Source organism: Streptomyces sp. NPDC025638 (assembly GCF_055558775.1).
In genome coordinates this window covers 73,730-85,076 of the sequence record NZ_JBVHLX010000024.1, presented here as the reverse complement: position 1 = coordinate 85,076, position 11,347 = coordinate 73,730, and the positions used below count along the sequence as shown (strand labels likewise).

The 11,347-nt window shown below is 73.7% G+C and carries 11 protein-coding genes; 5 read left to right on the top strand and 6 right to left on the bottom strand.

All coding sequences use genetic code 11. The features are described from left to right. Window positions 1–70 precede the first annotated feature (70 nt). The 3 genes from ACZ4EG_RS41080 to ACZ4EG_RS41070 form a co-directional block, all read right to left on the bottom strand. The gene (locus ACZ4EG_RS41080) at window positions 71–949 is read right to left on the bottom strand and encodes a hypothetical protein (protein ID WP_363296920.1); all 879 of its coding nucleotides are present in this window, start codon (window positions 947–949) and stop codon (window positions 71–73) included. 52 nt (window positions 950–1,001) lie between these two features. Further along, the gene (locus ACZ4EG_RS41075; RefSeq protein ID WP_467794243.1) at window positions 1,002–2,528 is read right to left on the bottom strand and encodes a hypothetical protein; all 1,527 of its coding nucleotides are present in this window, start codon (window positions 2,526–2,528) and stop codon (window positions 1,002–1,004) included. Between the two features lie 174 nt (window positions 2,529–2,702). Next, the gene (locus ACZ4EG_RS41070; protein WP_263206442.1) at window positions 2,703–3,410 is read right to left on the bottom strand and encodes a GntR family transcriptional regulator; all 708 of its coding nucleotides are present in this window, start codon (window positions 3,408–3,410) and stop codon (window positions 2,703–2,705) included. 159 nt (window positions 3,411–3,569) lie between these two features. On the opposite strand from ACZ4EG_RS41070, the gene ACZ4EG_RS41065 reads away from it, so the two are divergent. Genes ACZ4EG_RS41065 through ACZ4EG_RS41045 form a run of 5 tightly spaced genes read left to right on the top strand, consistent with a single transcriptional unit; the run spans window position 3,570 to window position 8,043 of the window. After that, the gene (locus ACZ4EG_RS41065) at window positions 3,570–4,889 is read left to right on the top strand and encodes an MFS transporter (protein WP_467794242.1); all 1,320 of its coding nucleotides are present in this window, start codon (window positions 3,570–3,572) and stop codon (window positions 4,887–4,889) included. A gap of 5 nt (window positions 4,890–4,894) precedes the next feature. Then, window positions 4,895–5,716, top strand: a complete 822-nt coding sequence (locus ACZ4EG_RS41060) for a putative hydro-lyase (RefSeq protein ID WP_467794259.1) — start codon at window positions 4,895–4,897, stop codon at window positions 5,714–5,716. A gap of 34 nt (window positions 5,717–5,750) precedes the next feature. After that, on the top strand, window positions 5,751–6,509 hold the full coding sequence (locus ACZ4EG_RS41055) for a LamB/YcsF family protein (RefSeq protein WP_467794241.1): 759 nt from the start codon (window positions 5,751–5,753) through the stop codon (window positions 6,507–6,509). Next, window positions 6,506–7,177, top strand: a complete 672-nt coding sequence (pxpB, locus tag ACZ4EG_RS41050; protein WP_453557916.1) for a 5-oxoprolinase subunit PxpB — start codon at window positions 6,506–6,508, stop codon at window positions 7,175–7,177. The genes ACZ4EG_RS41055 and pxpB overlap by 4 nt, the downstream gene beginning before the upstream one ends. After that, window positions 7,174–8,043 carry a 5-oxoprolinase subunit C family protein gene (locus ACZ4EG_RS41045; RefSeq protein ID WP_467794240.1) on the top strand — a complete coding sequence of 290 codons (870 nt, stop codon included), beginning with the start codon at window positions 7,174–7,176 and terminating at the stop codon, window positions 8,041–8,043. Before pxpB ends, ACZ4EG_RS41045 begins: the two co-directional genes overlap by 4 nt. A 4-nt stretch (window positions 8,044–8,047) precedes the next feature. Here ACZ4EG_RS41045 and ACZ4EG_RS41040 read toward each other — a convergent pair whose 3' ends face one another. From ACZ4EG_RS41040 to ACZ4EG_RS41030, 3 genes are read right to left on the bottom strand one after another with little or no spacing between them, the layout of a single operon-like run. Further along, window positions 8,048–8,896, bottom strand: a complete 849-nt coding sequence (locus ACZ4EG_RS41040) for an SGNH/GDSL hydrolase family protein (RefSeq protein WP_467794239.1) — start codon at window positions 8,894–8,896, stop codon at window positions 8,048–8,050. Then, a complete protein-coding gene (locus tag ACZ4EG_RS41035) occupies window positions 8,893–10,104 on the bottom strand; it encodes a glycosyltransferase (protein ID WP_467794238.1) in 1,212 nt (403 codons plus the stop codon). Before ACZ4EG_RS41035 ends, ACZ4EG_RS41040 begins: the two co-directional genes overlap by 4 nt. Continuing rightward, window positions 10,101–11,228, bottom strand: a complete 1,128-nt coding sequence (locus ACZ4EG_RS41030; protein ID WP_467794237.1) for a glycosyltransferase family 4 protein — start codon at window positions 11,226–11,228, stop codon at window positions 10,101–10,103. The genes ACZ4EG_RS41035 and ACZ4EG_RS41030 overlap by 4 nt, the downstream gene beginning before the upstream one ends. Window positions 11,229–11,347: the final 119 nt, after the last annotated feature.

Sequence of the window (11,347 nt, the reverse complement as noted above, 5' to 3'; positions counted from 1 at the left end):
CTCTCGTCGTCATTCTTCGGAAGGAACGGTGGGTTCGGAGGCTTTGGCGGCTTCGGGTGCTGCGCGAGCCTCAGGAGTGGAACGGCAGCCCGGCCTCGGCGACGAGCTCCAGATCCTCGGTGTTCTCGGCGGGCAGCAGGCTCGCGGTGCCGTCGGTGACCGGGACGACGCCCAGGTCGAGGAGTTCGGCCAGCGCGGCGCTGCCTGCCATGTCGCGCACCTGGAGCTGGTAGCGGGCCGTCGTGCGGTAGGTGCCGCCGTTGTCGTCGCCCGTGCGCTGCAGGAACCCTGAGTCGGTGAGGAACGCGGCCGCCTTGCCGACGATGCCGGTCGTCGAACCGGCCAGCCGGCGCGCGTCCTTGGTGGCGCCGGCCGCGCTGCGTCTGGCCCAGATCCGCCAGGCGGTCTCCAGACCGGGCGCGTCGGTGGCCGGGTCGGTGTTCTCGCCCCGCTCGTCGGCCCGCTCCTCCAGGCGCCGGCAGGCCTGCCGGACGAAGGCGTCGACGCCGTTGACAGTGATCCGGCCGATGTACCCGTCGTCGGCGAGGTCCTCGGGCCGCGGGAACGCCAGGGCGGCGACGGCGAGATGGGCGAGTCCGTGCAGGAACCGGTCCCCGGCGTCGGTGGACGCGCGACGCGCGTAGTCGCCCATGCGGACGGCGAACACCGAGTCCTCGGCGGCCGTCACGGCCATCCCCGCGCGCGGGGACACTTCCAGCACGATGAGTCCGAGCCCGGCGGCAACGGCGTCCGCGAGCCGCGCGAAGGGCGGGTCCTCGCGGTACCGGCGCAGCAGTTCGGTGTACTCCTGGTCGCGCGCGGGCTGCAGCTTGGGCTGGAGTCCGAAGGCGACGAGCCGCGCCGCGTCGGCGGCATCGGCGGGCGTGACGGCGGCGCCGGCCGGCGCGGCGGCAGGCTCGGGCTCGCTCCAGTCGACGTGCTCGGTCACGGCTCCAGCTCCTTGTTGCTCTCACACTCGTACGTACGTCGGCCGGCTCCGTTCACGCCGCCTCCGTCCGGTCCGCCGCCATCCCCGCGGCGTCCAGCAGGGCGGTGCCGACGATGAGGTCGGCGCCGCCGAACTCGGGATCGTCCAGCTCGGTGCCGTCGTCCACGGCGAACAGCAGCTTCTCCTCGCCCTGCCGGTATGCCGTGCCGACCGCCGGGCTGGCCGCGTGCACCGCGAGCAGCGCCACCAGGTAAGGGAGGTCGGGGTCTTGCCGGCGCGCCTCGGCGAGCAGTCCGGACAGTCTTCTCGGCGCGTCCGCGGGCAGATCCAGCAGTTCCTTCGCGGCCGCCAGCTGATCGTCGCTGAACCGGCTGTCGTCCGGCGTGGCGATGAGGTCGGGCTCGGGCATCTCCGCGCCCAGGTGCTCCCGTTCCACCGGCGGTGTCAGGAGCAGGTCGACGAGGTCCGCGACCCGTACCGAAGCGGGCGTGCGCAGCCCGGTTCCGCGCGCGAAGAAGGCGTCCGTGACCCGGATCGCCTGCTCCAGGGGCAGGGGCAGCACCGGCGCGACGAGGTGGCCGTAGAGGTCTATCCCCGAGGTCGTCATGGGGGTGGCGAAGGCCTGCCGGTCCTGCTCGGCGCGGAACAGGGGGCCCGCCTCCAGCAGCCGGGCCTGCAGCTGTGTGTGCCGCCGGATGCAGTCCTTGACGATGTCGACCAGTTCGGCGGCGCGGCGCTTGTGCTCGGGGTCCTCGGTCTCGTCGCGGGCCTTGCGGATGTTGGTGAGGATGGCGTTCTCGTGGCGATAGCGGTCGGCGACGTGGTCCAGGGCCTCGGCGATCATGTCCGGAACGGCGTTGAGCCAGTCCACGGCCCGGACGTTGCGCCGGGTCGCCTCCAGGGCCCGGCGCAGGGTCTCCGAGTACTGCACGGTCCGGTACCTGGCCTGCTCCGCGGCGAGCTGGGCGTCGGCGAGACGGCCGCGGTTGATCAGGACCTCCAGCTTGACCTCGGCGGCGATCTGGGCGCTGGTGACGTCGGTGTCGAGCGCGCCGACCAGGACGTTGACCGCTTCGTCCGTCGTCCGCAGATAGACGGTGCCGCCGGGGCCGGGGACCTCCTCGATCAGCTTGAAGTCGTAGTCACGGCGGACATAGGTCCCGTCCGGCGCGAACGTGCCGTACACGGCTCGGAAGCCGCGGTCGACGCTGCCGACGTTGATCAGGTTCTCCAGGACCCAGCGGGCCACTCGCTCGTGCTCGACGACGGGCCGCCGCGGGGCCTGGGCGGCGATGCGCGGGATGAGCCTGGCCACTATCTGCTCGTGGTCGGCGCCCGTGTCGAAGTCCATGTTGAGCGTGACGAGGTCGATGGCGGCCAGGGCCACCTCCGCCATGCCGTACACCGAGTACTCGCCCGCCAGGTTCGCCTTGCGTGCGTCGAGGTCGTGCAGCGGCGCCGTGCAGGCGAGCGCGCGCAGCCGCCGCGCCAGTCCCTCGTCGGCGGCCGGGCCCGGAGCCGGGCGCGGCCCCGCGCTGAACTGGGGCGGAACGCTGTCCGTCGATGCAGGCGAAGTCACGGTGCACAGACTAGGTCCTCGGTCTGACAACGACCCAAACGGCGCAGAAGCGACGGCCGTCACAGCAGCGCGAGACGACCTCGGCGCTCACCCGGGCCGGGTCCTCGGCCGTCACCCCGGCCGTACCTTCAGCCGTTCCCCGGCCGCACCTTCAGCCGTCGCCCGGCCGGGACGTCAGCCGTCGCCCCGGACGTCCTCCCCGACCCGCCTCCGGTACACCTCGACGACCCGTTCGAGCGAGTCCGCGAGATAGGTCTCCAGGAGCTTCTCCGCCTCGCGCCGGTCCCCCGCCTGGAGCGCCTGGAGGATCAGGCGGTTGCGGGCGAGGTAGGGCTCGTGCAGCCGGCGCGGATCGTCCACGACGTGGAAGGCCAGCCGCAACTCGGCGAAGACGCTGCGCATCAGTTCGTCGGTGCGTTCGCTGCCGGCCAGGGCGACCAGTTCCCGGTGGAAGTGGATGTTGGCCGTACCCAGTCCTTTCCAGTCATTCTCGACGGCGGCCACCTGTCCCTCCGTCACCGCCGAGGCCGGCCCGTCCAGGACGTACGGCGGCTCGCCCAGCCCGCGTACTACGGCGCACTCGACGAGGGCGCGGGTGCGGTAGATGTCCTCGACGTCCTCGACGGTCAGGACCCGGACGAAGACGCCCCGGTTGAGTTCGTGGACGAGCAGGCGCTCGTGGGTGAGCAGCCGGAACGCCTCGCGCAGGGTGTTGCGGGAGACGCCGAGCGCCCCTCCGATGCTGTCCTCCGACAGCCGGGTCCCTGGCGGGAAATAGCCGTCCGCGATGCGGCTTCTGAGGATGTCCGAGACCCGCTCGGCGGTGCTGGTACGGCCCAGAAGGGCGCGGTCGTCGGCCAGTCCCGTCAGCTGCTCTGCCATGCCCGGAATTCAACCGCAGACACAAGAACGAAACAACATGGGTATTGAAGGATCGTTGAACGATCCTCTACGGTGCTCCGCACGGCACGGCTTCTCCACCGCTCGACTCACGGCACAGCTCAGTTCCCGCACCCTCCGTCCCTCATCTGCGAGGTGCTCATGAGCTCGACCCCTCCACCCCAGGCCCTGTCCTCCGGCACCCGGCACGACAGGGGTGAACGCGGCCCCGAAGACGGCGCGTTGGGCTGGCTGCGCGCCCTCGGCCCCGGTGGCCGCCGCGCCTTCGCGGGCGCTTTCGGCGGATATGCCCTGGATTCCTATGACTACTTCACCCTGCCGCTGAGCATGGTCGCGCTCGCGGCGTACTTCGGTCTGGACAGCGGCCAGACCGGTCTGTTCACCACCGTCACCCTGGTGGTCTCCGCGATCGGCGGCGCCGTGGCGGGCGTGTTCGCGGACCGGGTCGGCCGGGTCAGGGCACTGATGATCACCGTGATCACCTACGCGGTGTTCACCGTGGCGTGCGGCTTCGCGCCCGACTACGAGACGCTGCTGGTGTTCCGCGCCCTCCAGGGGCTCGGTTTCGGCGGCGAGTGGGCGGTCGGCGCGATCCTGGTCGCCGAGTACGCGAGCGCGAAGCACCGGGGCCGTACGCTCGGCGCGATCCAGAGTTCGTGGGCCGTGGGCTGGGGACTTGCCGCCGTCGTCTACACCCTGGTCTTCTCCTTCACCGGCGACGACCTGGCCTGGCGCATCATGTTCTGGACCGGCGCGCTGCCCGCGCTGCTGGTGGTGTGGCTGCGCCGCCGGGTGCACGACGCCCCGGAGGCGACGGCCGCCCGCGAACAGAGCGCACAGCGAGGCTCGTTCACCGCGATCTTCCGGCCCGGCACGGCAGAGTCCCCGGGTCTGCTGCGCACGACGGTCTTCGCGGGCCTGCTCTCGACCGGCGTCCAGGGCGGCTACTACACCCTGGCGACCTGGGTGCCGACGTATCTCAAGACGGAGCGCGGCCTGTCCGTCGTCGGCACCGGCGGCTATCTGACCTTCCTGATCTCGGGCGCCTTCCTCGGCTATCTGACCGGCGGATACCTCACCGACCGGCTGGGCCGCCGTCGCAACATCTGGCTCTTCGCGCTGCTCTCGGCCCTGTGCATCCTGGCCTACGCGAACATCCCCCAGGGCGCCAACACCCTGCTGCTCGTGCTGGGCTTCCCGCTCGGGTTCTGCATGTCGGCGATCTTCAGCGGCTTCGGGTCCTTCCTGAGCGAGCTGTACCCGACGGCGGTCCGCGGCACCGGGCAGGGCTTCACCTACAACACCGGCCGCGCGGTGGGCGCCGTCTTCCCGACCCTGGTGGGCTTCCTCGCCGACAGCTGGGGCGTGGGCGGCGCGCTGGTCTTCGGTGCGATCGGATACGGCATCGCGGCCCTGGCGCTCCTCGGGCTGCCGGAGACGCGCGGGAAGGAACTGGCGTGACCGCGGTGGACCGTACGCAGGACCGTCCCCTGACCCTTGTCGACGAGCACGCGCACGCGTGGAGCGCGAAAACCGCGCGGGCCCGCTTCCGGGCGGGCCTGGCGGGACCCACGGCCGGGATCGCGGCGGGCCACACCCAGGCCAACCTCATCTCGGTGCCCGCCGACTGGGCCTACGACATGCTGCTGTTCTGCCAGCGCAACCCCAAGCCCTGTCCGGTCCTCGACGTCACGGACGCCGGTTCCTGGACCACGGTCCTGGCCGAGGGGGCGGACCTGCGCACCGATCTGCCCCGCTACCGGGTGTGGCGGGACGGGGAGCTGGTGGACGAACCGACGGACGTGCTGGCCCACTGGCGCGACGACCTGGTGTCGTTCCTGATCGGCTGCAGCTTCACCTTCGAGTGGGCGCTCGCCGGGTCGGGCGTCCCGATCCGCCATGTCGAGCAGGGCCGCAACGTCCCGATGTACGTGACCGGCCGGCAGTGCCGTCGCGCGGGGCGGCTGAGCGGGCCCATGGTGGTGTCCATGCGTCCAGTGCCACCGGAGCACCTGGCCACCGCGATCCGGGAGAGCAGTCTGTTCCCGGCGGTGCACGGCAGCCCCGTGCACTGCGGCGACCCCTCGGCGCTCGGCATCGACGACCTCGGCAGCCCCGACTTCGGCGACCCCGTGACTGCCGGGCCGGACGACATCCCGGTGTTCTGGGCCTGCGGGGTGACGCCCCAGGCGGCGGTGATGGCCTCGCGTCCGCCGTTCGCCCTCACCCACGCACCCGGCCAGATGTTCCTCACGGACGCCCGCGACGAGCAGTACCGCGTCGCCTGACAGCACGACACGAAGACCGGAGGCACACGGTTCCATGACCGCGATCGATCTGAACGCCGACCTCGGCGAGGGCTTCGGCCGCTGGCGGCTGACCGACGACGAACAGCTGCTGTCCGTCGTCACCAGCGCCAACGTGGCCTGCGGCTTCCACGCCGGGGACGCGGCCACCATGCGCCGGGTGTGCGAGCTGGCGGCCGAGCGCGGTGTGACGATCGGCGCACAGGTCTCCTACCGGGACCTGGCGGGGTTCGGGCGGCGCGCGATGGAGGTGCCGCCCGCCGAGCTGGCGGCCGAAGTGGCGTACCAGATCGGCGCCCTGGAGGTCTTCGCGCGCGCGGCGGGCGCGCGCGTGGCCTATGTGAAGCCGCACGGCGCGCTCTACAACCGGGTCGTGCACGACGAGGAGCAGGCCCGGGCGGTGATCGACGGAGTGCTCCTGGCCGGCGCCTCGCTCACCGTCCTCGGGCTGCCCGGCTCGCGCCTGCTGGAGCTGTCGGAGAAGGCGGGGCTGCCGGCCGTCGCGGAGGCGTTCGCGGACCGCGCGTACACCGACGAGGGGACGCTCGTGCCGCGCGGGCAGGACGGCTCGGTCGTCAGCGACCCGGAGGCGGTCGTCGAGCGCTCGGTGGATCTGGCGCGCTCCGGCTCCGTCAACGCGCGCTCCGGCACGCGCATCGAGGTGCGCGCCCGCTCGCTGTGTCTGCACGGGGACACCCCGGGTGCCGTGGAACTGGCCCGCCGCGTGCGCGCGCGGCTGGTGGAGGCGGGCGTCCGGGTGGAGGCCTTCGCATGAGGGCCCTGCCCGTCGGCGACAGCGGCCTGCTGGTCGAGGTGTCGTCCGACGCGCAGGCCCAGGCGTTGCACGCGGAGCTGCTGCGCCGCCGCGCGGAGGGCTCCCTGGCGGTCCGCGAGATCGTCCCGGCGGCCCGTACGGTCCTCCTCGACGGCCTCGACGACCCGGTCCGTTGGGCATCCGAACTGACCGCCTCCGAGGTACCGCCCACACCTCCACGCGCGCGTGCGGCGATCGAGCTCCCCGTGCGTTACGACGGCCCGGACCTCGCCGAGGTCGCCGCGCACTGGAAGGTGTCCGAGCAGGAGGTGGCCCACATCCACGCCGCCACCGAATTCACCGTCGCCTTCTGCGGTTTCGCGCCCGGCTTCGGCTACCTCACCGGTCTCCCGGACCGCTACGACGTGCCACGCCGGGCCACTCCGCGTACCGCCGTGCCGGCCGGTGCCGTGGCGCTCGCGGGCCCGTACACGGGTGTGTATCCGCGTTCGTCGCCGGGCGGCTGGCAGCTGATCGGGACGACGGACGTGGTCCTGTGGGACCACGCGCGCGTGCCGGCCGCGCTGCTGTCACCGGGGACGCGCGTCCGCTTCATACCGGCGGACGACTTCATACCGGCGGGCGGCTCCGCGCCGGTGGGCGACTCCGTACCGGCGGACGACGCATGACCGACCGCGCGCTCGTCGTCGTACGGGCTGGTGCGCTGACCACCGTGCAGGACAGCGGGCGGCCCGGGTACGCCCACCTCGGTGTGCCCCGTTCCGGAGCGCTCGACGCACCCGCCGCGGCGCTCGTCAACCGGCTGGTCGGCAACCCGCCCGACGCCGCCGTCCTGGAGACCACCCTCAACGGCTGTGCCGTACGGCCCCGTTCGGCGGTCACCGTGGCGGTCGGGGGTGCCCCGTGCCCCGTCACGGTGGGCGGGCGGCCGGTCGCCTGGGGCACCCCGGTCGTGGTGCCGGCCGGGGAGGTGCTGGAGGTGGGCACGGCCGTTGCCGGAGTTCGCGGTTACGTGGGCGTCTCCGGCGGCATCGCCGTCGAGCCGGTCCTCGGCAGCCGTTCCACGGATCTGCTGTCCGGCCTCGGCCCGGCGCCGCTCACGGACGGCGCGGTGCTGCCGCTGGGCACTCCCGTCGGTTCGCACGCGCGCGTGGACGCCGCCCCGCAGCCGCGGCCACCGGCCGAACTCGTCCTGCGCGTGACGCCGGGCCCGCGCGACGACTGGTTCACGCCACGGGCCCTGCGCGACTTCACCACGCGCACGTACCGGGTGTCGTCGGCGAGCAACCGCATCGGGCTGCGCACGGAGGGGCCCGCGCTGGAGCGGGCCGTTCCCGGCGAACTCCCCAGTGAGGGCATGGTGCTGGGCGCGGTCCAGGTGCCACCGGACGGCCGCCCGGTGGTCTTCCTCGCGGACCACCCGACCACCGGGGGCTACCCGGTGATCGCGGTGGTCCGCGCCGCCGACCTCCCGGCGGCCGCGCAGGCGGTGCCGGGCACCCCGGTCCGCTTCGTGCCCGTACGCCGCCGTTGAGCCGTCACGCCGCGTCCGGCTGCTCCGCGACGGACAGGGCGGCCAGCGCGGCCGACACCGCGGCGGACGTCCGCAGGTCGAGGCGGGCGCTGGTGCCCCGCGCGCGGTGCCGCATCTCGTCGGCGGCCAGCCTCAGCAGCTGCGGCAGCAGGTCGGTGCAGCGCCTGGCCACCCAGGCGGTGCCGGCGGTGGCCAGCCACCACAGGCTCGCCGACTTGGTGGGTGCCGCGAACTCCGGCTCGGGCGAGGGCGTGGTCCCGGTCGCGAAGCCCGCGTCGGCGAGCAGCGCGTGGAAGCGCAGGGCCAGTTGCCGGTGGCCGCGCTCGCCGGGATGGAGCCGGTCCGCGCTCCACATGGCGCGGTCGGTGAGCCAGAGGCCCTCCGAGGCGTGCAGGTGGACGGCGCCGTAGCGGTCGGACAGCGCGTGCACGACCGCGTTGACCGCCCGCTGCCGCCGGGCCAGCGGGCGGGCGAGGGCACCCGGGAGCCCCAGCATCGCGCCGGGGTCGGGCAGGCAGGCCGTGAGCAGGACCGCGCCCTGTCGGGTGAAGGCCGCGTAGACCTTGTCGAGCCGCGCGGCCACCGCGTGGATGTCGAAGGTGCAGCGCAGGGTGTCGTTGACACCGATGACGACGGACACGACGTCCGGGCCGAGCTCCAGTCCGGCCGGGGTCTGGCGCTCCAGGACGTCGCGCGTCTGTGCCCCGCTGACCGCGAGGTTGGTGAACTCGACCGGGTTCTCCGAGAGCCCGCAGGCCAGCAGCGCGGCCCAGCCGCGCCACCCGTCACCGGCGGGGTCCCCCACGCCCTCGGTCAGCGAGTCACCGAGGGCCACGAAGCGGACGGGTCTCATACGACGCCCTCCGGGACGACGCGACGGGACGGTGCCGGGCTGTCCTGCCCGTCCGTACCCTCGCCCGCACCGCGGGACAGCACCGGCGCATCGTGCGCCGCGAGGAACGCCTCCACCGCCGTTCCCCACCCGAAGCACTCCGCCCGCGCGCGTGCCGACTCCCGGCGCCCGGGCTCGGCCCGCTCCAGGAGCCCCTCGATCGCGTCGGCGAAGGCCTCGCCGTGGTCGGCCGCCGTGGCGCCCGCGGACCCGATCACCTCGGGCAGCGCGGACGACGCGCTCGCCACCACGGGCGTACCGCACGCCATGGCCTCCAGGGCGGCGAGCCCGAAGGTCTCGGCCGGCCCGGGCGCCAGGGACACGTCGGCGGAGGCCTGGAGGGCGCCCAGCGCACCCCGGTCGGACACATGCCCGAGGAAGGTGATCGGCAGCCCGCGCTCGCGCGCCCGCTGTTCCAGGCGCGCCCGCAGCGGTCCGTCCCCGGCCACCACGAGCACCGCCCGCCGCCCGCGCCGCAGCAGCGCGTCCAGCGCGTCGAGCGCGGTGCCCGGCCGCTTCTCCACGGACAGCCGGGAGCACATCACCAGCAGGGCCTCGTCCGGGCGCGCGTGCCGGGCCCGCAGACCCGGGTCCCGCAGGGCGGGGTGCCGCTCCATCAGATCGACGCCCAGCGGAGCCCGTACGACGTTGCGCGCGCCGATGCGCACGAACTCCCGCTCGGCGAACTCCGTGGTGCACACGACCCGCGAGTACGTGTGGGCCGTACGGATGTTGAGGGAGTCGGCGGCCCGGCGGGACAGGTTCTCCGGCAGGCCCCAGGTGCGCAGCACACCGTCGGCGGTCTCGTGGGACACCATCACGGCGGGGACCCGGGCCCGGCGGGCCCACCTGCCGGTCCACCGCAGCGTCGTCCGGTCGGAGACCTCCAGGCGGTCCGGGCCCAGCTCCTCAAGGAGGGCGGCGACGCGCCGCTTGTCGGTGAGGACGCGGTAGCCACCGGTGCCCGGCAGCAGCGGGCCGGGCAGGGTGATGACCCGGCCCTGCTCGGTGTCCTGGTCGGTGTGCCGCTCGCCCGGCACGATCAGCACCGGCTCGTGGCCGGCGGTGCGAAAGCCCTTGCCCAGCTCACGCAGCGCGGTGCGCAGGCCGCCCGAGGCGGGGGCGACGAAGTTGGCGAGCCGCACGATGCGCAGGGAGTCGGTGGTCATGCCGCCACCACCGCCCGGCGCCCGGCGAGCACATCGTCGTAGTGGGCGATCAGCTGGTCGCCGACGGCGGCCCAGGTGCGGCCCTCGACCGTGGCCCGCGCGGTGGCTCCGAAGTCGGCACGCAGCGCCGGGTCGGCGGCCAGGGCCCGCACGGCGTCCCGTACGGCGTCCGCGTCGCGCGGCGGCACCAGGAACCCGGTGCGGCCGTGGTCGACCAGGTCGAGCGGGCCGCCGGCGGCCGGGGCGACCACCGGCACGCCGCTGGCCATGGCCTCCTGGACGGTCTGGCAGAAGGTCTCGAAGGGGCCGGTGTGCGCGAAGACGTCCAGCGAGGCGAAGATCCGGGCGAGTTCGTCGCCGGTGCGGCGCCCCAGGAAGACCGCGCCGGGCAGGGCCTCGGGCAGGTGCTCCTGGCTGGGTCCGTCGCCCACCACCACGACCCGCACGCCCTCCAGGCCGCAGACACCGGCCAGGAGTTCGACCTGCTTCTCGGGGGCGAGCCGGCCGACGTAGCCGACGATCAGCTCGCCGTTCGGGGCGAGTTCGCGCCGCAGCGCTTCGTCACGGTGGTCGGGACGGAAACGGACGGTGTCCACACCGCGCGCCCACAGCTTGACCCGGGGCACACCGTGCGCCTCCAGATCGTGCATGGCCGCGCTGGAGGGGGCGAGGGTGCGGTCGGCGGCGGAGTGGACGGAGCGGATGCGCCGCCAGGCCGCCGCCTCGCCGGCGCCCACGTAGGTACGGGCGTATCCGGCCAGATCGGTCTGGTAGACGGCCACGGCGGGGACACCGAGCCGGGCGGCGGCCGCCATGCCGCGGACGCCGAGGATGAAGGGGCTGGCCAGGTGCACGACATCGGCGCGGTGCTCGATGAGTGCCGCGGCGAGGCGCCTGCTGGGCAGGGCGACGCGGACCTGGGGGTAGCCCGGGAGCGGGAGGGAGGGGACATGGATGACGGGGCACGGCGCCGAGGCGTCGGGCTTGTTCCCGGGAGCGGGGGCCGGGGCGACGACGAGGGGAGCGTGACCGCGGTCGACGAGGTGCCGGGCGGTCTGGAGCGCGCAGTGGGCCACGCCGTTCACATCGGGGGGAAAGGATTCGGTCACGATGACGACACGCATACCGGTGTTCTCGCCGCACTGGACGTGGCCGCGTCAACGTGGATCTTTCCGGACGACAAACGTCCCATGAGCGTTGCGCTGCACACCCGAGCAGGTCAGACCGTGTCCATGCCCTCCTG